Origin of the sequence: Aeromonas sp. 600774, assembly GCF_049175075.1 — a bacterium.
In the GTDB taxonomy this organism is placed as follows: domain Bacteria; phylum Pseudomonadota; class Gammaproteobacteria; order Enterobacterales; family Aeromonadaceae; genus Aeromonas; species Aeromonas veronii_A.
Genome location: NZ_JAAKUJ010000002.1, coordinates 130,868 through 152,508, shown reverse-complemented (window position 1 = coordinate 152,508; position 21,641 = coordinate 130,868). Strand labels below are relative to the sequence as shown.

The following is a 21,641-nucleotide window of genomic DNA, read 5'->3' as shown; positions in this document are numbered from 1 at the left end:
CCGATCACTCGGCTGGCTTGATCAAATCCAGCTCTTTGAGCAACTGCTCACGAGCCTCATCACTGGACAGCAGATCCTGCAAACGATTGCGGAAGGCAGGGATATTGCCGAGCGGCCCCTTCAGGGCAACCAGCGCCTCACGCAGTTCCAGCAGTTTGCGCAGTTCGGGCACTTGCTGGGCCACATTGTCAGGAGTGAAGTCTTCCAGGGACTGGATTTTGATCGAAACCGGCAGCTCGTCCTGGCTGTTCTCTTCCAGACGATTTGGAACGGTGAAGTTCAGTTCCAATGCCGATTCTTTCATGACAGATGAGAAATTATTCTTGTCGATGGAGACAGTCTGACGCTCCTCGATGGGGGTATCTTCGGTGCGTCCTTTCATGTTGCCGACCACCATCATGGTCAGGGGAAGTTCTACTTCTCCCTGTTGACCACCAGTCGACGGTACATACTTGATATTTATACGTTCTTTGGGCGCGACTGTGGCGCCATCAATTCCTTTTCCCATGCTCTAGTACCCGATTTTGAGGTTTTATCAAGAGGGGCTGAGCTTATATTCAATATAGCCAGCCTCAACTGTAATAAATTACAGTTGAAGCAATGACCATATTAAACAGGGAAAATTCCGAGTAATAACTTTAATATTTTGTGACATATCAATAAGCCGTCACGGAGCGACCCGCACGGCACCCACCCTCTTGTCCTCATATTTATTTCTTTTGATACCGTCAACGCTACCTCGTTGCTTTGCATCATAAAAATAAAAACAAAACACAATAAAATCATAAACATGCGTTCATTTCACAAAGGTTTTCAGCGCCAGAAGCTTTAGTGACATCTTGTTCGGCACATTATTGTTCTCGGCACATCCATATACGACAAATTCTGACATATATGAATCAAGGGAATGTGATACGTGCTGGATGGCATGATCTTGAACAAAATTGTAACCGGAAATGACAACCTGACAATCGGAATAATCTGACATAAAACAAGAGGTCAAAAATGGCAGAAACAGATAAGTAAAAATTACGCCATTAAAAAACAGTGATGCGTTTATATCCCTGATTAAATTTATTTGAGAGCAAGCCATAACACCGTCAATGGGAGCACTCCCTGCTAACACTGGAGTCAATCTGGAACGGAATGGGCAGTGGAAATCAGCCCCCAAGCACCTGCGTCTGTTTTGACGCTGCGCCCAGTCAGCAGAGGCAGAGGGATGTCACCATCATTCACCAAGCGCATGGTATGGCTCCGGGAATAAATATGAGCCTTGATCAGAGAGCCGAACCGTTCGCTCGAGCCACCGGAGCAGGGATCCCTCGCTGGGGAGATGGGACGTAATAAGAGGCACAACCAGATACCGCTCTTTTGCTACATAGAGAAGTGCATCTTACTCCACAAGAGGCGTCGTTCAGTGCGCCAAAAAGCACGGGGGCCTGATAGCCCCCGCAAACACACCGGATGAGAAAATGCCTTACTTGGCGGCGCTATCCTTCACGCACTTCTGGACAAAGCTGTTCTTGGCCGCGCCAGCCAGCTTCTTGTCGGCCGCCGCCTTCTCGCACTTGGCCGCCGGATCCACTGCCGCGCCCGTCTTCACGCACTTCTGGATAAAGCTGTTCTTGGCCGCACCGGCCAGCTTCTTGTCTGCCGCAGCCTTCTCGCACTCGCCGGTCGCAGCGCCAGCGGCATCTTTCACACACTTGCCGACAAAGCTGGTTTTGGCGGCGCCGTTAAGCTTTTTGGCCGCGGCTTGCGCCTCGCACTGCAACTGGGCTGCGTCGTTGGCAAAGACCGGGTTGGCCAGCAGCACGCTGCCGCAGAGCAGGCCGAACAGAATGGTACGCGTCATGGGAGATATCCTCTCTATCTGGTGATGTGTTTGCATGGTCATATTTGCATGACAATGTGTTGCAAATGGCTGTGATGGCAACAGCTGATTGTTGCCGCAGATCCCCCACCTCGCCAGCTTGGGAGCGGAGCAGAGGGCAACCATCGCCCGCACTATAGCGTCGATTGGCAGAGCGGGATTGTCCCCGCCAGCCATCCCTCAGCGGCAAGCCTGCCCCCCAATTCCAACCCATACCCGCCAACCCCAATAAAATCAAGGGCCATGGGAATCCGGCGTCCGACCTTTGCTGTTTTTTGAACCAGCGCAAAAAACCAATTATTACTGACAGTTACGCCACTTTTTGGCTGGTGCGGCCAGATTCGATTGGCTTAACATAGCCATCCGGTGCCTATTCATCTGTGGTGGGCTACTGCCCTCGCTGGTTAATGGAGCATATTGGAGGCTGTAATCCACGGGCGGTAGCGTGGGGTTTTGCTCCGTGATTTATACATTTCGTAGGTTAGTCCAGCAAATGGACATATAATTTCCAAAACAAGCTAGGTTTTGACCATATAAAATAAACAACCAAATAAAAATTCACTTTCACGACAAACATTGGGCTTACTTTGTTAAGCACTACCGACCTAGAGCTCTAAAAAAACATACGCTACTCTACAGCAATAATTTACAAAAATTAGACAAACATAATAAATGGATATTTTAGATGAACAGTATTGATAGAAAAGTTATTGTTGTAGCTTCTAAAGCTGGTCTTATAAAAATGATCTCAAAGGTATATGCAAAATCAACTATCGACAACCTTTTACCTATACCTTTTTTTAAAACAGATGCCATACTTAAACATTTCTTGGAAATTTACTATAAAAATAAAAGCCTTGATGAGGTTGTCAGCGATTTTTATAGAATCATAGATTTAGATACAGAAATAAAATTATTTAGCCCACGCGATGCTGTGAATCAGTTTAAATTTAATGTAGGTCTAACTCCACCAGATGGCTCTATATATATACAGCATCCTATACAACATGAGAGATATATAGTACCAGAGGAATTTAGTATTGTACTGTCAAGAGAAAAAGAAGCTGCTTTTAGACTACTTGCCTCCTCTTTAGGTGCAAAGAAACTCTCGTTAATTCATGCCGAAGTTAGAACCAAAAGAGGGATTATAGGTGGAACAATATCAATTTCAGAAGCTGCGAGTGAGATTGGAATTAAAGCGTCATTTGACAACTCAAATAGAATGACAAGGAGTGTATATTCAGAGTTTGGATTACCTAGGCACCCTCCTCACGTACCAGAAGATCTGAAACCATGGGTTGATATGGACCCAGATCTAAGAACTATGGCACATGATAGAGTTAATGGCAGCCTTCTAAAAAACTTTATTAAATTAGAGTTTAAAGAGGACCTAGGAATAGGAGGGAGCATAGCGTCAAAAATTTCAAGCTATGACATTAATTCGTCATTAAAATACAAATCTCTTAGTCACAGCATATGGTCATTCGAAGTGGAGTATTACCCTATAAATTCCTAACCAAATTTTACACCTTACGCTTTCTTGTTATGGAAAAAATATGGGCCCACCTTTTTGAGCCAGTCATTGCTTGGTTGGTTCATCATTTAACTCCGACACCTCCAACCAATACTCTGGCTCAATTGAGTAGACCATCAAACTTTAGCCCACTGCCCCTATGCAAAAAAATCCCCCATCACTGGGGGATTTTTATTTCTATCGGTTATCTCAGCTCGGCGGCTTAACCCACCAAAAACGCCCTTAACCGGGCAAACTCCGCAGGCAAATTAACGGAGAGCAGCGGCAGTTCGGCGTGCTTGGCCAGCGGGCCGGGCAGCGGTACATCCAGATGCAGGATCTCGTCCACCGACTCCTTGAACTTGGCAGGATGGGCGGTGCAGAGGAACACCCCCACTTCGTCCTCGGCCAGCTGTTCCCCCAGCAGATCCCAGGCAATGGCGCCGTGGGGTTCGCACAGGTAATCCAGCTGATGCAGGCGTTTCAGCGCATCGCGGGTCTGGGCATCGTCACGCATGCCTGACCCTAAGGTCTCCAGCGCCCAACCCTTGCGGCGGCAGAGCTCTTCTACTCGCGGCCAGTTGTTAGGGCGGCTCACATCCATGGCGTTCGACAGGGTTGCCACTGTCTGGTACGGCTCCCACTGACCGGTTTTCAGATAGCGCGGCACGGTATCGTTGGCGTTGGTGGCGGCGATAAAGCGCTTCACCGGCAGCCCCAGCGCCTTGGCAATCAAGCCTGCGGTGAGGTTGCCAAAGTTGCCGGACGGCACGCTGATCACCGCCTTGGCGCGATCGGCTTTCGGCAACTGCGCCACCGCCTCGAAGTAGTAGCAAACCTGCGCCAGCAGACGGCTGATATTGATGGAGTTGGCGGAGTTGAGGCCAATGGCCTGTTTCAGCGCCTCATCGTCAAAGGCCTGTTTCACCAGTGCCTGACAGGCATCGAAGTCGCCATCGATGGCGATGGTGCGGATATTGCCGCCGAGGGTGCAGAAGAGCTTCTCCTGCAAGGGGCTGATCTTGCCCTTGGGATAGAGGATCACTACCTCGATCCCCTCCAGCCCGTAGAAGGCGTGGGCCACGGCGGCGCCGGTGTCGCCGGAGGTGGCGGTGAGGATAGTAATCTTGTCGTTGGTTCTAAATGCCGCGAGGCACTGGGCCATAAAGCGGCCGCCGAAATCCTTGAACGCCAGGGTCGGGCCGTGGAACAGCTCAAGGGCATAGGTGCCATCCTTGAGCTTCACCAGCGGCGCCGGGAAGGTGAAGGCGGCGTTGATCAGCTCGCTGACCTTGGCGGCGGGCACTTCGTCCCCCAGCAGGTGGCTCAGGATGCGGGCAGAGCGTTCGGCCAGCGGCAGATCCAGCAGGGCATCCACATCGGCGAGCGGTTCGAGTTGTTCGGGGAAGAAGAGCCCCTGTTCGCGACCCAAGCCCTGACGCACCGCCTGCGCGAAGTTCACCTGTTCGCTGTTGTCCTTGATGTTGTAGAGATTCATAGCTCGCTTCCTGTTACCCGTGCCCCGGCCATGTCCAGTTTGCAGACCCGGGCAAATCCATCTTCGTTCTGCACGAAATGTGCTTCCATCCAATCCTTCATCCGCTCGGCCTGCGCCAGCTCCTTCATCACCACAAACACGGTGGGGCCGGAGCCGGAGATGCCGGTGGCCAGCGCTCCGTTCTGGGCCGCCTGCGCCCGCACCTCGGCAAAGCCTTCGATCAGCGCCGCGCGGTAGGGTTCGGCAATCACGTCTTTCAGCACGCTCGCCGCCAGCGGCTCCTGCCCGGTGTAGCTGGCGTGAACAAAGGCAGCCAGACGGCGGCCATAGGTGAGGCAATCCTGACGGCGATATTGGGCTGGCAGGATGGCGCGGGCCGCGGCGGTGGAGACCACAGTGCCCGGGTAGCAGACCACCCAGTACCACTCGTCAAACACCGGAATGCCCTGGCTGATAACGCCCGCCTCCTCCACCACCAGCTGCATGCCACCGAGATAGCAGGGGGCCACGTTGTCGTAGTGAACGGAGCCGGAGATGCGCCCCTCCATCTCACCCATCAGCAGCAGCAGGGCGTGCTCATCGAGGGGCTCGCCGTGAAAGGCGTTGAGCCCCTCCAGCGCCGCCACCACGCTGCAGGCGCTGGAACCCAGACCCGAGCCGACCGGCAGGTTCTTCTCCAGCACCATTTCAAGCGGCTTGAGACCGAGGCCGCGCTTCTCCAGCGCCTCGCCATAGGCGACCCAGCAGTCGAACAGGATATTCTTTTTCGGATCGTCCGGCAGCTTGTGGGCGTAGCGGCCCACGGCGGAGAGGGCGAACGGCACGTCAGCCGCTTTTACCTGCACCCGATCGCCCAAGAGGGAGCCATCCACGGGGGCGAGCGCCGCCCCCAGTACATCGAATCCCACGCTCAGGTTGGCGCTGGAGGCGGGTGCGTAGGCAACGACACTGCCGCCTTCCGTCATATAAGAGGGGTACATGTCTGAACTCATGCTTATAGCTCCTGCTTCCAGTTCTGGGTGCGCAGCACGTCGGCAAAGACGCCCGCCGCGGTCACTTCGGTACCGGCGCCATAGCCGCGCAGCACCAGCGGGATCGGCTGGTAGTAGGTGGAGAAGAAGGCAAGCGCGTTCTCCCCGTCTTTGACCTTGAACAGCGGCTCGTCGGCCCCGACCGCCTTGATGGCGACCTTGCACTTGCCACCTTCGATGGAACCCACATAGCGCAGCACCTTGCCTTCACGCTGGGCGGCGGCGAACTGGTCGCGGAACCAGCCATCGGCCTCCGGCAGGCGGGCCATAAAAGCTTCCACATCGCCGCTGGCGTCAAATCCGGGCGGCAGCGCCTGCTCCACTTCGACATCGGAGAGCTCCAGTGCCATGCCCGCCTCGCGAGCCAGAATGAGCAGCTTGCGCGCCACATCCATGCCGTTGAGATCGTCGCGGGGATCCGGCTCGGTAAAGCCGTTGCCACGGGCAATTTTGGTCGCCTCGGAGAAGGCCATCCCCTCGTCCAGCTTGCCGAAAATAAAGGAGAGCGAACCGGAGAGGATGCCGTCGAAGGCACGCAGCTTGTCACCGGCCATGATGAGGTTCTGCAGGTTCTCGATAACCGGCAGACCGGCGCCCACGTTGGTCTCGTACAGAAACTTGCGACGGGTCTGACGGGCGGTGCGGCGCAGCGCCTTGTAATAATCGAGCGAGCCGGTGTTGGCCTTCTTGTTGGGAGTGACCACATGGAAACCGGCGGCGAGGAAGTCGGCGTACTGGACGGCCACCGCCTCGGAGGAGGTGCAGTCGACGATCACCGGGTTGATGATGTGGCTCTCTTCCACCAGCTTTTTCACCCCGTCCAGCGAGAAGCTGTCGCGGGCTTCCACCAGCTGTTCGCGCCAGTTGGCGAGGTTCAGGCCATCCTTGCTGACCGCCATCTGGCGGCTGTTGGCGATACCGACCACCCGCAGACCAGTGCCCTGCTCGGCCAGTACTGGCTGCTGGCGGGCAATCTGATCCACCAGTGCCGCGCCGACGCCACCCACCCCGACCACGAACAGGTCGATAAAGTGCTGGCTGCCGAAGAAGTTCTGGTGACACGCCTTGATCGCTTCCGCCACCTTGCCGGAACGCACCACCGCCGAGATGGAGCGCTCGCTGGAGCCCTGCGCGATGGCAACGATATTGATGGATGCCTGTGCCAGCGAGGTGAAGAAGCGGGCCGCCATCCCCTTGGCAGTGCGCATGCCGTCACCGATGAGGGAGATGATGGCCAGATCGTTCATGATTTCGAGCGGGTCGAGCAGCTGGTTCTTGAACTCCAGCTCGAACTCGCGCTCCAGCACCTTGCGGGTCTTGTCGCTGTCGTAGCTGTGGATACAGAAGCTGACGCTGTATTCGGAAGATGACTGGGTGATCAGCACGATGCTGACCCCGGCGCGGGAGACGGCGGAGAAGATGCGACCGGCCATGCCGACCATCCCCTTCATGCCGGGGCCGGAGACGTTGAACATGCACATGCCGGCCAGATCGGAGATAGCCTTCACTTTCAGATCATCGTCGCCGCTCTCGGGGCCGATCAGGGTGCCCGGCCCCTGCGGGTTGAAGCTGTTTTTGATAAGGCAGGGAATGTGGAACTGGGCCACCGGCGCGATGGTTTTCGGGTGCAGCACCTTGGCGCCGAAGTAGGAGAGCTCCATCGCCTCCTTGTAGGAGAGAGTTTTCAGTAAGTAAGCATCCGGCACCAGACGCGGGTCACAGCTGTAGCAGCCCTCGACGTCAGTCCAGATCTCGCAGCACTCGGCATCGACACAGGCGGCCAAGACGGCTGCGGAGTAGTCGGAGCCGTTACGGCCCAGCAGCACGGTTTCGCCCTTGTTGCTACCGCCGGTAAAGCCCGGCATCAGATAGAGGCATTGCTGTTTTTCTGCCACAACAGGACGCAAGCCATTGGCGGCAAAGCGCACCCGGGAGGCTTCGATATCGACATGGGCTTCCAGATAACCGCCATCGGTCACCAGCAGCTCTTCCGGCACGATAAGACCCAGCTCGAGGCCACGCACCCGCAGCAGTTCGTGCATAAAGGCGATGGAGAGGTTCTCGCCACGGCTCAGGATGCGCGCCTGCACGTTGTCCGGGCAGAGGCCCAGCAAGCGGATGCCCTGCATCAGCCGCTCCACCTGATCCAGTTCGCTGGTGAGGCGAGCCTGCAGCGCTTTGTCATCCAGCGCCGGATAAGCCGCCTTCAACCCGGCCAGCAGGCGGGAGAAGATACCGTTCACTTCAAACAGGGTACTGCTGGCATCCATGCCACGGCTGGTCTGCTCCACCAGCGCCACCAGATGGTTGGTTACCTTGGCAGGAGCAGACAGCACCAGGGCTACCTGAGACTGGCCATGGGTATTCACCGCAATGTCGGCAACCCGTAAAAAACGCTCTGCGTCGGCCAGAGATGACCCGCCAAACTTCAACACTCTCATCGCTTTCTCTCCCTGTAATCCCTGCTGTATAACCGAAAAACCGGTCTGAAAATCATCCAACAAAAAGGCCCGTACTGGGTGGGTACGGGCCTTTTCTGATTTCTGTGCTTGTTCGTCAGCGCATCAACCGGCCCCAGTGCCACCTGTGGTGGTACCGGTAATAATGGTGGTGGTGATGATGTTGGTGAATAGCTGCATGACGAACACTCGTGAACGAAACTGGCTTTTAGCAATACCGCGCCGGGCGCAGGGCTGTCAACTTAAACCTCTTTGCCAAGTTTGCGGGCAAGGTCCTTGCAGAGCAGGTGGAGCATGTTCAAATCCCGCTGCGGCAGCATGGGTACCCGGTCCATCACCCACTGATGCAGTTTTTCATCCTGCGAAACTCCGAGTTCACCCAGCAATTCTGCTGTTTTGCTTTTCAGCACCCGAACCTGCCCGGCGTTATCAAAATTTTCTGCTACCGCAGCGCCGCAGTCGGCGTTCAGCTCATCCATCAGCTGACTCATCTCGTAGGCGTAGAGCATGATCGCCTGCCCCAGATTAAGGGAGGGGTAGCTCACCTTGAGGGGCAGATAGCTGATGAGATCGACCTCGGCCAGTTGTTCGTTGGAGAGCCCCGACTCCTCGCAGCCAAAAACGATGGCCACCTTGTTGAGGGAAGGCTTGCTGCGGATCTGCTCGCGGATCTCCCCCGGCGTGAGGTAGTGCTGGTAGCGACCGCGCTCACGGGCGGTGGTGGCGATCACCAGATCCATGTCGGCCAGCGCCTCGGGCAGGGTATCGAACGCCTCGGCCTGAGTCAGGATCTCCTGGGCACCGTGAGCTACCCAACTCGCTTCATCCTCTTCGTGTACCCGGCTCGCCACCAGTCGCATGGCATCGAATCCCATGGTTTTCATGGCGCGGGCAGCCGCCCCCACATTTGCAGGTCGGGCAGGTGCCACCAGGACAAAATAGAGCTTCATCGGGTTTCCTCACAGGCCGGATGGCCTCTCAAACAGACAGCAAACAGTCGCTAAACCATCACCAAAACAGGGGCGCAATCTACCGTTTATCCCCGAAAATTGCCACTTGAACAGACGTTTGAATGTTGCGATAGTGGCCTGACGTGTGAACAAATTACACCCAATCCTTCGCGCTATCGGCCCGACAGATCACAAGGAAGAGAGAGATGCAGCAGCCATTGGAACAGGCCGTCGCCGAGACTATCTTGCAACGCTTCGAGTCGTTTTACAGCCGGTTTCTCGAGATAACCCAGGGCAGCAAGAGCCGCTTCGAGAACAGTGACTGGCTGGGGGTACAGCTCGCCGGGCGCGAGCGAATTCGCCTCTATGACCACCATGTGGGGGCTACCGCCAGCTCCATCCGCCAGATGATGGGGGAGCACCACGCCACCCAGGAGCTGCTCAAGCGGGTCAAAAGCGCCTTCAGCGATCTGCTGCCCAAGTGCGAGAACTTCGAGGTGGCGGAGTCCTTCTTCAACTCCGTCTATCGCCGGATCTTTCGCCATCGCAATATCCGCGACGAAAACCTCTATATCCACCCCTTCGTCAGCCGCGGTGACAAACCCGATCTCAGCGCATTGCTGCGCATCTATCGCACCGATCTGGCCCACCTGCCGCAGACCCTGAGTCAGCTGCTGGGGGATTACAGCTTCACCCTCCCCTATGAGGACAAGCAGCGGGATATTGTCGACATCCACCGCCATCTTGCCGAGAACGGCCCGCACATCCTTCATGATGAGCCGTTTGCCATCGAGCTGCTCAAAGAGGTGTTCTACCGCAACAAGGGGGCCTATCTGGTGGGGCTTATTCGGGTCAAGGATCAGGTGTTCCCCTTTATCCTGCCCCTGCTCAGCACCGGCCACAGCATCTATGTGGATACCGTCATCTTCGAGCCGGATCTCGCCTCCATCGTGTTTGGCTTCGCCCGCGCCTACTTTATGGTCTATGCCCGCGAACCAGCGCTGTTTGTCGCCTTCCTGCGTCAAATCATGCCCCACAAGCCCGATTACGAGATCTACAACGCCATCGGCTGCCAGAAGCACGGCAAGACCGAGCTCTATCGCCACTACCGCCACCATCTGGCACAGAGTCGGGATCAGTTCATCATCGCCCCCGGCATCAAGGGGATGGTGATGAGCGTGTTTACCCTCCCCTCCTACGATGTGGTGTTCAAGGTGATAAAAGACGAGTTCACTCCCCCGAAGGATGTGAGCCACGAGCAGGTGAAAGCGAAATACCGGCTGGTAAAACAGCACGATAGGGTTGGCCGGATGGCCGATACCCAGGAGTTCACCAACTTCGAGTTTCCGCTGGATCGCATCTCGCCGGAACTGCTTGCCGAACTCAAGACAGTGGCGCCGTCGGCGCTCACCATCAGCGACGACAAACTGGTGATCAAGCACCTCTACACCGAGCGCAAGATGATCCCCCTCAACCTCTATCTGGACAAGGCGGACGAGCAGCAGACGCGGCTCGCGCTGGAGGAGTACGGCAACGCCATCAAGCAGCTGGCGGCGGCCAACATCTTCCCGGGGGACATGCTGTTCAAGAACTTTGGCGTCACCCGTCATGGCCGGGTGGTCTTCTACGACTACGACGAGATCTGCTACATGACGGAGTGCAACTTCCGCCAGATCCCGCCGCCCCGCTACCCCGAGGATGAGTGGAGCGCCGAGCCCTGGTACTCGGTGGCCCCCAACGACATCTTCCCCGAGGAGTTCGCCACCTTCCTGCTGCAAAAGCCACAGGTGCGCGAGATCATGTTGCAGCTGCACAAGGAGATGTTCGACGCCAACTACTGGAAGATGCTGCAGAGCAACATCAAGGTGGGGGTGTTCGAGGATGTCTATCCCTACCGGCGCAAGAAGCGCTTCAAATACCAGCGCGGCGGCTGAGTCCACAGAATCCGCGCACATCGCAGCAACGAAAACGGGGTGGCCCAAGCCACCCCGTTTTGCTGACCGCTTTGCGCCTTAACTGCCGCGACGGCGGATCACCCCCTCCTGCATGGTGCTCGCCACCAGCATGCCATCACGGGTAAAGAACTGGCCGCGCACCAGACCGCGACCGCCGCTGGCGCTCGGGCTGTCTACCACGTAGAGCAGCCAGTCGTCGAAGCGGAAATCCCGGTGGAACCACATGGAGTGATCGATGGTGGCCACCTGCATATCCGGCTCCCAGTACGACACCCCGTGCGGCTGCAGCGAGGTGAGCAGGAAGTTGAAGTCGGAGGCGTAGGCCAGCAGGTATTTGTGCACCCGCAGATCGTCCGGCATCTGGCCGTTGGCCTTGAACCAGACGTGACGCACCGGATCCTGCACCGTCGGGCGAATAGGGTCGACCAGGGTCACCGGACGCATCTCGATGGGCTGCTCGCAGAGGATCTTGTCGCGCAGGGAGGCCGGGATCAGGTTCTCGTAGGGGCGCACCAGCTCCAGCTCACTCTTGAGCTCCTCCGGCGGGGTGATGCCGGTGGGCATCTGCGCCTGATACTCGAAACCATCGGCCGGCACCTGAAACGAGGCGTTGAGATAGAAGATGGGCTTGCCGCCCTGAATCGCCTTGACCCGGCGGGTGGAGACGGTCTGACCATCACGGATATTCTCCACGTCATAGACGATGGGACGGGTCACATCCCCCGGACGCAGGAAGTAGGAGTGAAAACTGTGAACCTGACGGCCGGTCTCGACCGTCTGCTTGGCGGCTGACAAGGCCTGCCCCATTACCTGTCCGCCAAACACGGCCCGAAGACCGAGATCCTGGCTCTGGCCCCGAAACAGGCCCTCCTCGATTTTTTCCAGCGCCAGCAACGCCAGCAGCTCATCAAGTACCTTGCTCATTGTTCACTCCTATATCAGAGCCGCACAGGCTAACAAGAGCTGATCCGGGGCGCAATCTTTTGGCTGGCAATCAAGGATTTCCGGATAGAAGAAAGGAGGCTCGATAGCCTCCTGTCTTCTATTCAACCAGACACGATAATGGTCAGTTATTTGAGAAAAATGCCTTGGTTATACCCATTTCCAATCCCCTCACTTCAGCCAGCCCTTTAAGACGACCAATACATGAGTATCCTGGATTTGTTTTCTTCTTCAGGTCATCAATCATCTGATGACCATGATCTGGCCGCATGGGGATAAGTCTATTATCACCATCTTTCAGTCGCCGTTGCTCTTCACGTACAATTTCCAATACCACATTATACATGTCGACATCACCATCAAGGTGAGCCGCTTCGTGGAATGTCTTCGGATTATCTTCCCGCTTGGTTGAACGCAAATGGGTGAAGTAAATACGATTCCCGTAACGTTTTATCATATCAACCAGGTCATTATCCCCACGCACACCATAAGAGCCGGTACACATGGTAATACCATTGGCCTGACTGGGAATTCGGTTAACCAGCCATGCGATATCCTCAATGGTAGAGACGATACGCGGCAACCCCAGGATCGGGCGGGGAGGATCATCCGGATGGACAGCTAAACGGACGCCTGACTCTTCACAAACAGGGATTATTTCATCGAGAAAATAGGCCAGGTGCTCTCGCAAACGCTCTTTGTCGATATCCTTGTATTTATCCAGCTGAGCCTGGAATGCTTCCAGAGTATAACCCTCTTCAGCACCAGGTAAGCCGGCAATGATATTCCGGGTCAGTGTCTCTATTTGCTCCGGGCTCATTTCATTAAAGTAGCTGAATGCCTGTTGCTGCTCTTCCGGTGAGTATTCGTGCAAGGCACCCGGGCGCTTGAGGATGTAGAGCTCAAAGGCGGCAAACGCAATATGGTCAAAACGCAGGGCTCGGGAACCGTCCGGCATCTCGTATTCCAGATCGGTTCGGGTCCAGTCCAGTACGGGCATGAAGTTATAGCAAATCGTGTCGATGCCACATGCAGCCAGATTACGGATCGACTCTTTATAGTTCTCTATCCATTGCTGATACTGGCCAGAATGTGTCTTGATCTCTTCATGTACAGGTACACTTTCAACTACCGACCAGGTTAAACCTTTTTCTTCAATTAATGCTTTGCGAGCGAGTATCTCGTCTTTATTCCAGATATGACCATTTGGTATATGATGCAGGGCAGTCACAATACCAGTTGCCCCCGCCTGTTTGATATCATTCAAGGTTACCGGGTCATTAGGCCCATACCAGCGCCATGTTTGTTCCATTACTACCTCTTGGTTTAAATTCGTTCGCTAACTTGAAAATCTGACTGGATAAGAGCCAAACAAAAATCCGTCAAACTCGGGAGCATCAACATCTGACAACTCCATCAATCGCTGTTTGACATTCTCTAAATGGGTCCACATCGCCAGTTTGGCTGCCGCAGGATCTTTTTTTTGCATTGCAGACAAGATTGCAACATGGTCATTCAACCACTCTTTGCGATATTCAGTAGTGGCAATCCGGTCATGCAAATGCTGCCACATCGGGTTATTTTCTCGACTAACCCAAGACTGGCGCCACAATGCCACCAGCATGTTGTTATGAGTCGCTTCGGCTATTGCCAGGTGAAAATTCATATCACCCTCTTCACCCTCACCACTCTCGACATCACGACGTTCGGCCTCCAGGGCTGCGCGCATTTTTTGTATATCTGACGGAGTCACCTGAATGGCGGCAAACTCTGCGATATTGCTCTCCAGCAATTGCCGGGCTTGCAGCAGTTCAAAAGGTCCCATCACGGTGTCATTCGGGCTGAAATTTGGCTCGGAGGGGATCGCAATGACATAAATACCGGACCCCTTCTTCACTTCTACAAAACCTTCAATCTCGAGCATGATGAGAGCCTCTCTCACCACAGAGCGCCCCACTCCCACCTGTTCAGCAATGTCGCGCTCAGGAGGAAGACGGGAGCCCAAGGCGTACTTGCCTGAAGCCAACTCTTCCTTGATAAACTCACCAACTTCACGATATTGACGCTTTACTTCAACACTCATGGCTTGCTCTCAAATTGGTAGCGTAGTTTTCCAAAATGGTAAGCAACCAACAACAATTGGTCAACCAAAGTAATCATGATATCCAGTATCAACACCTTGGAGACCCTCTGACATGCTTATGAGAGCGTTGTTGCAGCCTTCTCCATGTGAAGATGAGTCAACCTCTGGGCTGCCGGCTCTTTTAGCAATACCCACAGCACAACGGCACCCACCAAGTCAAAGACACTGAGGCTAATGAAGAAAGGCCCATAACCAATAATTGCCACCAAGGCCCCCATCACCAGAGTGAACGATAGCTGGCCAATCCAGGCTGCCGAACCCGCAAGGCCAACGACTGTCGCCACTTCATTCTTCTTGAAAAGGTCTGCCGACATGGTAATAACCACGGTTGACAACGTCTGGTGAGCAAATCCACCGATACTCATCAAGGCAATCGCCACGTAGGGATCCTTAATAATACTGACAAAGCCAATTGCCAACATAAGTATCGCCCCAATGGTGAAAGTAGCTCGCCGTGCATTCAGTGTTGTCATATTAAGTTTTTCCATGAAAAACTTTGCAATAAATCCACCCGCAATACATCCAAAATCAGCAGCAAGAAATGGTAACCAAGCAAACATGGCAATTTCTTTAAGAGGAAGATGCATTACCGAAGTCAAGTATAGAGGCATCCAAAAACTGAGCGTTCCCCAAGCTGGATCTGCTAGAAACCTTGCTATTGCCAAGCCCCAAAAATTACGCTGTTTGATAATTTCTTTTATTTCAGGCTTACCCTCATTGGCTGTGAGATGTTTCTCTTGCCCCTCTTCTATATATGTCAGCTCGTTCTGGGAAATCCATTTATGTTTTCTGGGGGAGCGATATACAAGAAACCAGGTGATCGCAAAGAGGATCCCCACACCTCCGGTGATTATGAATGCCATTTCAGTGCCTAACCCACTGCTTTCAAAGGTTAGCATTGCCCAGACTACCAACGGAGGAGCAAGCATGGCTCCGACTGAGGTGCCAGCGTTAAACAATCCACCGGCAATGCCACGCTCCTTGGCTGGAAACCATTCGGCACTGGCTTTCATCCCTGCTGGAATAGCCGCAGCCTCCGTCAACCCCATGCCGCCACGCAATACCGCCAAACTAATCCAGCCGCCAGCAAATGCATGCGCCATATTAAATAGAGACCAAGCGACTGCAAAAATAAAAAAGCCTACTTTCAAACCAATCATATCGATTATATAACCAGCAATCGGCTGTGCAATTGTGTAACATATCTGAAATGCACTTACGATCCATGAATATTCTTTTTCTGTAAAATTCAGCTCACTCATTACTTGAGGTGCGGCAACACTCAATGAGCTGCGGGATAAATAGTTGACTATTGTGCCAAGACAAACCAAGGCGATGATATACCACCTCAAGTTTTTAACTTTGATGCTCATAATGAATCCTTCAACCACCAATTTAAATGAGTCAGGCCACATCAAGGCATATTGACTACTGCGATGTGCGGCCATCATCTTGAGGTGACAGCCATAGATCAACCAACTTAACTCATTTGGTTGATCTCGATCTCAAAAAAAGATCTATTTGGTCAACCAAAATAGACTTATGGCTGACCTGGAGATAGCATGCAGAGGCTGATATCCCAGTTACCCACACAAGTCATGTCACGACACACAACGGTTGGCTGACGCCTGTGGCGCCAACCTGCGACTCTGGTGATGTGCAAAAATTTATAAATCGAGGCAAGAAAAGATGAAGAACAAGCTGAGTGAATTGATGTTGAGCCCCTATCCGCGAGCAGCACTGCGAAACCGGATAGTTCATATCGGCTTCGGCGCGTTTCATCGAGCCCACCAAGCCTTGATTACCCATGAGACGCTCGCAGCTGGCGGAGGTGACTGGGGGATCTGCGAGGTCAACCTGTTCGGTGGAGAGGAGCTGATCCGTTCGCTCAGAGCACAAGACCACCTCTACACCGTGCTGGAGAAGGGGGCCGAGAGCGTACACCCCAAAGTGATTGGTTCTGTGGTGGAGTCACTGCATCCCACCTTTGATGGCATGTCCGCCATCCTAGAGAAGATGGCAGAACCGCAAGTCGCCATTGTATCCATGACGATCACTGAAAAAGGCTATTGTGCAGACCCTGCCACCGGGCAGTTCAACCCGCAGAATCCGTTGATCCAGCACGACTTGCTGCACCCTGATGCCCCCACTTCCGCCATCGGCTGCATCGTTGCCGCCCTGCGCCTGCGCAAAGAGCGTTGCCTCCCTCCCTTTACTGTCATGTCTTGCGACAACGTGCAGGAAAATGGTCATGTTGCACGTCAGTCCATTCTGGGATTTGCCGAACTGCTCGATGGAGAGCTGGCATCCTGGATCCGTGAGCAGGTCACCTTTCCTTGCACCATGGTCGACCGCATCGTACCTGCAGCCACCCCGGAGACGCTGGCCGAGATTGAGCAGGCCATTGGTGTGGCTGACCCCTGTGGTATTGCCTGCGAGCCATTCCGGCAATGGGTGATTGAAGATAATTTCGTCAATGGCCGACCGGACTGGGATCTGGCCGGTGCCGAATTTGTCAGCAATGTCGTGCCCTTTGAAGAGATGAAATTGCGCATGCTGAACGGCAGCCACTCATTTCTCGCCTATCTCGGCTACCTCGGCAGCTATGCCCATATCGCAGACACCATGACCAATCCGGCCTACCGCCAGGCAGCACTTGATCTGATGCTCAATGAACAGGCGCCAACCCTGAACATGCCTGTTGGAACTGATCTCGAGGGCTATGCCCAACAACTGATCGCCCGTTTCACCAACCCCTCGCTCAAACACCAGACCTGGCAAATCGCCATGGATGGCAGTCAAAAGCTGCCACAACGCATGGTCGACTCCGTCCTCTTCCATCTGAAGAACGGCAGTGATTACCGGCATCTGGCATTGGGCATCGCCGGATGGATGCGTTATGTCAGCGGTGAGGGAGAAAACGGTGAGGTGATCGATGTCAGGGATCCCCTGCTACCCCGCTTCCAGGCGATCTATGCAGAGCACGGCCTCAGTTGCAACGTGGTCAAACCGTTGCTGGCCATTGAGGCCATCTTTGGCCCGGAACTGCCGCAACAGGGTGCTTTTGTCGATGCGGTCACTCGGGCCTATCAAGGACTGCTTGACCACGGTGCCCGTCACTGCGTCGCTGCGCTCTAATCACCATATCTGGCAATGACAGAGCCAAGGGAGAAATGAATATGAAGTCTTTCCTGTGTAAGGATTTTCTTTTGAACAGCGATGCGGCACGTCATCTCTACCATGACTATGCCGCTGATATGCCTATCTATGACTACCACTGCCATCTCAATCCACGGGAGATCGCCGAAGATCGCCGATTCGATGATCTGGGCCAGATCTGGCTGGAGGGGGACCATTACAAATGGCGAGCCATGCGCAGCGCCGGTATCCCGGAGGCACTGATCACCGGAAAAAACAGCAGCAGTCGTGACAAGTTCAATGCGTGGGCACAGACAGTCCCGCAAACGCTGGGTAACCCTCTCTATCACTGGACCCATCTCGAACTGCGCCGCCCCTTCGGTCTGGAGGGTATCACCCTGGCGCCAAACACCGCCGACAAGGTATGGGATCACTGCAACGAACTGCTCGCCACCCAGGCCTTTTCCGCCCGCGGGTTGATGCAGCAGATGAATGTCCGAATGGTCGGTACCACAGATGATCCGGTGGATTCACTTATCTATCATCGCCAGATTGCCGAGGACCCCGGTTTTGCTATCGAGGTGCTCCCCAGCTGGCGCCCCGACAAGGTATTCAAGATCGAGCAAGCCGGTTTTGCTGACTACATTGAGGCATTGGGAGCCGCCGCCGATGTCGACATTGCTACCTTTGCCGACTTACTGACCGCGCTGGAACGACGCCTTGAACACTTCGCCCAACATGGCTGCCGCGCAGCGGATCACGGTATCGAAGTAGTGCGTTATGCACCAGTTCCCTCCGATGCGACCCTGACTCAACTGCTCCAGCGCCGACTGGCCGGAGAGGTGCTGGACGGATCGCAGATTGCAGCCTTCTCCACTGCCGTTCAGGTATGGCTCGGCCGTCAATACGCCAAGCGAGGCTGGGTGATGCAGTTGCATCTGGGCGCTCAACGTAATAACAACAGCCGCATGTTCACTCTGCTTGGCGCAGACTGTGGCTTTGATTCTATCGGAGACAAGCCGTTTGCCTGGGAGCTTGCTCATCTGCTGGATGAGATGGATCAAACCGATGAGCTGCCCAAGACCATCCTCTATTGCCTTAACCCTCGTGATAACGAGGTGCTGGCAACCATGGCGGGCAACTTCCAGGGGGGAGGTATTGCAGGCAAGATCCAGTTCGGCTCTGGCTGGTGGTTCAACGATCAGAAAGATGGTATGCAGCGCCAGCTGGAGCAGCTCTCTCAACTCGGCCTGCTCAGCCAGTTTGTCGGCATGTTGACCGACTCCCGCAGCTTCCTCTCCTACACTCGCCACGAGTATTTCCGCCGTATTTTGTGCGACATGGTGGGGCGCTGGATCGAGCAGGGCGAAATCCCCAGTGATCTGCAGCTGTCCGGGAAAATGATCCAGGATATTTGCTATCACAATGCAACCCGCTACTTTCAGCTGCCAGGAGCCCGGGGATGAAACGGATTGCCCTGCTCGGGGAGTGCATGATTGAGCTCAATGGCACGCCTTTTGGCGACATGCAGCAATCATTCGGGGGCGATACCCTCAATACCGCCATCTATCTCGCGCGTGCCTCCCAACCCACCGATATCCAGGTGAGTTATCTGACCGCCATGGGCCAGGATCCTCTCAGCCAGCAAATCATCGCGCGCTGGCAACAGGCCGGGATCGACACCAGCGCGGTGTTCATCGACCAACAGCGCCATCCCGGCCTCTATCTTATCCAGCTTGATGAGCACGGCGAGCGCACCTTCCTCTACTGGCGCAACGATTCGGCTGCCCGTTACCTGATGCAGCATCCGCAGTTGCCACAGCTCAAGCAGGCCGTCAGCGACGTGGATGCGCTCTATCTCAGCGGTATTTCGCTGGCGATCCTGCCCGCGGCAGATCGGCAGGCGCTGCTGCTGTGGCTGGCTGAACTGCACCGGGCGGACGTGGCGATCATCTTTGACAGCAACTATCGTCCCGCCCTGTGGCAGAGTCCGGCCGACGCCCGGGCCTGTTACCAGCAACTGCTGGCCATCACTACGCTGGCTCTGGTCACCGACGACGATGAGCAGGCCCTGTGGGGGGACGAGGATGTGACCCGGACCCTGCAGCGCCTCAAGGCGGCCGGGGTGCAGCAGGCGGTAGTCAAACAGGGGGCGGCTGGCTGCTGTTACCAGGCCCTGCAAACCGGGGAACCTGCCATCACTATCCCTACCCAAGCGGTCAGCAAGGTGGTGGATACCACCTCGGCCGGTGACTCCTTCAATGCCGGTTTTCTGGCTGGCTACCTGCAAGGACGGGCGATCGACGAGTGCGCCCGCATGGGCCACCGACTGGCGGGGATAGTCATTCAGCACAAGGGGGCAATTATTCCGGAAAGTGCAACCCGCAGTGTCACCGACAGCTTCATCAAACCGGCATCACACTAAACGAGGTCAACCAAATGTCATCCATTACTGAACAACTGCAAGCCCTGAAAGTGATCCCGGTGATCGCCATCGAGCAGGCTGAAGATATCATTCCACTGGGGGCGGCACTGGCCAATAACGGCCTGCCGGTTGCCGAGATCACCTTCCGCTCCGCTGCCGCGGTCGAGGCGATCCGGCTGCTGCGCCAGAGCCAACCTGAGATGCTGATTGGCGCGGGCACTGTGCTCAACCGCGAGCAGGTGATCGCAGCCAAAGAGGCAGGGGCCACCTTTATCGTCTCCCCCGGCTTTAACCCGAACACCGTCAAGGCCTGTCAGGAGCTGAACATCCCGATCATCCCTGGAGTCAATAATCCCAGCACCATTGAAGCGGCGCTGGAGATGGGGCTGACGACGCTGAAGTTCTTCCCGGCCGAAGCATCAGGTGGTAGCGCGATGATCAAGGCGCTGCTGGCACCTTATACCCAGATCACGCTGATGCCCACCGGCGGGATCTCGACTCACAATATCAATGAATATCTGGCGATCCCGCGGGTCATTGCGTGTGGTGGTTCCTGGATGGTCGACAAGAAACTGATCGCAGAGAAACAGTGGGAAGAGATCGGCCGACTCACTCGTGAAGCAGTGGCACAGGTCCAATAATATTGCCGCCAGGCAACGCGCTGACAAAAAAGGCCCGCACCAGATGGTGCGGGCCTTTTATTTGGCCGACGGCGCACTTGAACGGCACGCAGTTCGCAACGGGTTGTCGGCTTACTTGCTGCCGGTACCTGAGTTGCGGGTAGAGGCTTGCGGCTTGCGACGGGCGGTGGTGGCGCGAGCGCGCGGCTCTTTGCCCTGCATCTCTTTGTGACGCTGCACGGCGCGACGGATCTGGGCGGCCTGCTTGTGACGGCTGGTTTTGCCATCCTGCTGCAGGTCGACCTTGGATTCGGTCTCCGGCGGCAGGTTGACCAGACCGCGCAGGTAGTTCACTTCCGGCAGTTTCAGCTCTTGCCAGCCGCCGCGAGGGATGCCGCGGTCCAGCTTGACGTCACCGTAGCGGATGCGCATCAGGCGGCTCACCTGCACTTCCTGAGATTCCCACAGGCGGCGCACTTCACGGTTGCGTCCTTCGGTCAGGGTGACGTTGAACCACTGGTTCAGACCCTCACCGCCAGCCGGTTTGATCTTGTTGAACTTGGCGGTGCCATCTTCCAGCTGCACGCCCTTGCGCAGACGCTGCAGCATGGCTTCGGTGATTTCGCCAAAGACACGTACCGCGTATTCCCGCTCCACTTCGTGGCTCGGGTGCATCAGGCGGTTGGCCAGCTCACCGTCGGTGGTGAACAGCAGCAGACCGGAGGTGTTGACGTCAAGGCGGCCGACCGCGATCCAGCGGGCACCTTCCATCTTGGGCAGACGATCAAACACGGTGGGACGACCTTCCGGATCGTGACGGGTACACATCTCCCCTTCCGGCTTGTGGTAAGCCAGTACGCGGCAGATCACTTCCTCTGCGGCACGGGTCTTGACCTGGTGACCATCCACCCGGATCACGGCGTTCACTTCGACGCGATCCCCCAGTGTGGCGACCTTGCCATCCACACTGACCCGACCTGCGGTGATCAGGGCCTCCATCTCACGACGGGAGCCGTGACCCGCGCGGGCCAACACTTTTTGCAGTTTTTCACTCATCGGGGTTACCTGATTGTTGATCGCTGCCCACAGGTAAT

General features: G+C 55.4%; 17 protein-coding genes. 6 read left to right on the top strand and 11 right to left on the bottom strand.

Annotation, left to right across the window (positions count from 1 at the left end; translation table 11 throughout):
* Positions 1 to 4: 4 nt before the first annotated feature.
* Together tssB and G5171_RS03755 are read right to left on the bottom strand one after the other, a co-directional pair.
* Complete coding sequence (gene tssB / locus G5171_RS03760) at positions 5 to 508, bottom strand: type VI secretion system contractile sheath small subunit (protein WP_005347310.1); 504 nt, start codon at positions 506 to 508, stop codon at positions 5 to 7.
* A 969-nt stretch (positions 509 to 1,477) separates the two neighbouring features.
* Positions 1,478 to 1,855 carry a hypothetical protein gene (locus G5171_RS03755; protein ID WP_421259848.1) on the bottom strand — a complete coding sequence of 126 codons (378 nt, stop codon included), beginning with the start codon at positions 1,853 to 1,855 and terminating at the stop codon, positions 1,478 to 1,480.
* Between the two features lie 703 nt (positions 1,856 to 2,558).
* Here G5171_RS03755 and G5171_RS03750 point away from each other — a divergent pair.
* Positions 2,559 to 3,389, top strand: coding sequence for a hypothetical protein (locus G5171_RS03750; protein WP_421259847.1), 831 nt, complete (start codon positions 2,559 to 2,561; stop codon positions 3,387 to 3,389).
* Positions 3,390 to 3,609: 220 nt separating this feature from the next.
* On the opposite strand, the gene thrC is transcribed toward G5171_RS03750, so the two are convergent.
* From thrC to G5171_RS03730, 4 genes are all read right to left on the bottom strand, one after another.
* Positions 3,610 to 4,884 carry a threonine synthase gene (thrC, locus tag G5171_RS03745; protein WP_421259846.1) on the bottom strand — a complete coding sequence of 425 codons (1,275 nt, stop codon included), beginning with the start codon at positions 4,882 to 4,884 and terminating at the stop codon, positions 3,610 to 3,612.
* The gene (thrB, locus tag G5171_RS03740; RefSeq protein WP_201930137.1) at positions 4,881 to 5,876 is read right to left on the bottom strand and encodes a homoserine kinase; all 996 of its coding nucleotides are present in this window, start codon (positions 5,874 to 5,876) and stop codon (positions 4,881 to 4,883) included. Before thrB ends, thrC begins: the two co-directional genes overlap by 4 nt.
* Positions 5,877 to 5,878: 2 nt before the next feature.
* Positions 5,879 to 8,356 (bottom strand): bifunctional aspartate kinase/homoserine dehydrogenase I, encoded by a 2,478-nt coding sequence (gene thrA, locus G5171_RS03735; RefSeq protein ID WP_421259845.1) that lies wholly within the window; start codon positions 8,354 to 8,356, stop codon positions 5,879 to 5,881.
* 260 nt (positions 8,357 to 8,616) lie between these two features.
* Positions 8,617 to 9,324 (bottom strand): tRNA/rRNA methyltransferase, encoded by a 708-nt coding sequence (locus G5171_RS03730; protein WP_421259844.1) that lies wholly within the window; start codon positions 9,322 to 9,324, stop codon positions 8,617 to 8,619.
* 206 nt (positions 9,325 to 9,530) lie between these two features.
* Here G5171_RS03730 and aceK point away from each other — a divergent pair, with 206 nt between their 5' ends.
* Positions 9,531 to 11,258 (top strand): bifunctional isocitrate dehydrogenase kinase/phosphatase, encoded by a 1,728-nt coding sequence (gene aceK / locus G5171_RS03725; protein WP_421250434.1) that lies wholly within the window; start codon positions 9,531 to 9,533, stop codon positions 11,256 to 11,258.
* A gap of 78 nt (positions 11,259 to 11,336) precedes the next feature.
* Here aceK and tesB read toward each other — a convergent pair whose 3' ends face one another.
* From tesB to G5171_RS03705, 4 genes are all read right to left on the bottom strand, one after another.
* Positions 11,337 to 12,203, bottom strand: coding sequence for an acyl-CoA thioesterase II (tesB, locus tag G5171_RS03720; RefSeq protein ID WP_421250435.1), 867 nt, complete (start codon positions 12,201 to 12,203; stop codon positions 11,337 to 11,339).
* 142 nt (positions 12,204 to 12,345) lie between these two features.
* The gene (gene uxuA, locus G5171_RS03715) at positions 12,346 to 13,533 is read right to left on the bottom strand and encodes a mannonate dehydratase (protein WP_421259843.1); all 1,188 of its coding nucleotides are present in this window, start codon (positions 13,531 to 13,533) and stop codon (positions 12,346 to 12,348) included.
* A 27-nt stretch (positions 13,534 to 13,560) separates the two neighbouring features.
* A complete protein-coding gene (locus G5171_RS03710; protein WP_005347333.1) occupies positions 13,561 to 14,304 on the bottom strand; it encodes an FCD domain-containing protein in 744 nt (247 codons plus the stop codon).
* A gap of 116 nt (positions 14,305 to 14,420) precedes the next feature.
* Positions 14,421 to 15,737, bottom strand: coding sequence for an MFS transporter (locus G5171_RS03705; RefSeq protein WP_005347334.1), 1,317 nt, complete (start codon positions 15,735 to 15,737; stop codon positions 14,421 to 14,423).
* A gap of 316 nt (positions 15,738 to 16,053) precedes the next feature.
* On the opposite strand from G5171_RS03705, the gene G5171_RS03700 reads away from it, so the two are divergent.
* From G5171_RS03700 to G5171_RS03685, 4 genes are read left to right on the top strand one after another with little or no spacing between them, the layout of a single operon-like run.
* On the top strand, positions 16,054 to 17,502 hold the full coding sequence (locus G5171_RS03700) for a fructuronate reductase (protein WP_216978362.1): 1,449 nt from the start codon (positions 16,054 to 16,056) through the stop codon (positions 17,500 to 17,502).
* Between the two features lie 35 nt (positions 17,503 to 17,537).
* Positions 17,538 to 18,968 (top strand): glucuronate isomerase, encoded by a 1,431-nt coding sequence (uxaC, locus tag G5171_RS03695; protein ID WP_421259842.1) that lies wholly within the window; start codon positions 17,538 to 17,540, stop codon positions 18,966 to 18,968.
* A complete protein-coding gene (locus G5171_RS03690; RefSeq protein ID WP_216978360.1) occupies positions 18,965 to 19,927 on the top strand; it encodes a sugar kinase in 963 nt (320 codons plus the stop codon). Before uxaC ends, G5171_RS03690 begins: the two co-directional genes overlap by 4 nt.
* A 14-nt stretch (positions 19,928 to 19,941) precedes the next feature.
* Entirely contained in the window at positions 19,942 to 20,568 is a 627-nt protein-coding gene (locus tag G5171_RS03685; protein ID WP_216978359.1) for a bifunctional 4-hydroxy-2-oxoglutarate aldolase/2-dehydro-3-deoxy-phosphogluconate aldolase, read from the top strand.
* Between the two features lie 111 nt (positions 20,569 to 20,679).
* On the opposite strand, the gene rluB is transcribed toward G5171_RS03685, so the two are convergent.
* Positions 20,680 to 21,603 carry a 23S rRNA pseudouridine(2605) synthase RluB gene (rluB, locus tag G5171_RS03680; RefSeq protein ID WP_005347347.1) on the bottom strand — a complete coding sequence of 308 codons (924 nt, stop codon included), beginning with the start codon at positions 21,601 to 21,603 and terminating at the stop codon, positions 20,680 to 20,682.
* Positions 21,604 to 21,641 lie beyond the last annotated feature (38 nt).

What these genes read in the sequence shown, in the direction of transcription:
- G5171_RS03685 (WP_216978359.1), top strand. Translation starts at nt 19,942, where the DNA reads ATGTCATCCATTACTGAACAACTGCAAGCCCTGAAAGTGATCCCGGTG.
- thrC (WP_421259846.1), bottom strand. Translation starts at nt 4,884, where the DNA reads ATGAATCTCTACAACATCAAGGACAACAGCGAACAGGTGAACTTCGCG.
- aceK (WP_421250434.1), top strand. Translation starts at nt 9,531, where the DNA reads ATGCAGCAGCCATTGGAACAGGCCGTCGCCGAGACTATCTTGCAACGC.
- tssB (WP_005347310.1), bottom strand. Translation starts at nt 508, where the DNA reads ATGGGAAAAGGAATTGATGGCGCCACAGTCGCGCCCAAAGAACGTATA.
- G5171_RS03730 (WP_421259844.1), bottom strand. Translation starts at nt 9,324, where the DNA reads ATGAAGCTCTATTTTGTCCTGGTGGCACCTGCCCGACCTGCAAATGTG.
- G5171_RS03700 (WP_216978362.1), top strand. Translation starts at nt 16,054, where the DNA reads ATGAAGAACAAGCTGAGTGAATTGATGTTGAGCCCCTATCCGCGAGCA.
- G5171_RS03755 (WP_421259848.1), bottom strand. Translation starts at nt 1,855, where the DNA reads ATGACGCGTACCATTCTGTTCGGCCTGCTCTGCGGCAGCGTGCTGCTG.
- thrA (WP_421259845.1), bottom strand. Translation starts at nt 8,356, where the DNA reads ATGAGAGTGTTGAAGTTTGGCGGGTCATCTCTGGCCGACGCAGAGCGT.
- tesB (WP_421250435.1), bottom strand. Translation starts at nt 12,203, where the DNA reads ATGAGCAAGGTACTTGATGAGCTGCTGGCGTTGCTGGCGCTGGAAAAA.
- uxaC (WP_421259842.1), top strand. Translation starts at nt 17,538, where the DNA reads ATGAATATGAAGTCTTTCCTGTGTAAGGATTTTCTTTTGAACAGCGAT.
- G5171_RS03705 (WP_005347334.1), bottom strand. Translation starts at nt 15,737, where the DNA reads ATGAGCATCAAAGTTAAAAACTTGAGGTGGTATATCATCGCCTTGGTT.
- uxuA (WP_421259843.1), bottom strand. Translation starts at nt 13,533, where the DNA reads ATGGAACAAACATGGCGCTGGTATGGGCCTAATGACCCGGTAACCTTG.
- thrB (WP_201930137.1), bottom strand. Translation starts at nt 5,876, where the DNA reads ATGAGTTCAGACATGTACCCCTCTTATATGACGGAAGGCGGCAGTGTC.
- G5171_RS03750 (WP_421259847.1), top strand. Translation starts at nt 2,559, where the DNA reads ATGAACAGTATTGATAGAAAAGTTATTGTTGTAGCTTCTAAAGCTGGT.
- rluB (WP_005347347.1), bottom strand. Translation starts at nt 21,603, where the DNA reads ATGAGTGAAAAACTGCAAAAAGTGTTGGCCCGCGCGGGTCACGGCTCC.
- G5171_RS03710 (WP_005347333.1), bottom strand. Translation starts at nt 14,304, where the DNA reads ATGAGTGTTGAAGTAAAGCGTCAATATCGTGAAGTTGGTGAGTTTATC.
- G5171_RS03690 (WP_216978360.1), top strand. Translation starts at nt 18,965, where the DNA reads ATGAAACGGATTGCCCTGCTCGGGGAGTGCATGATTGAGCTCAATGGC.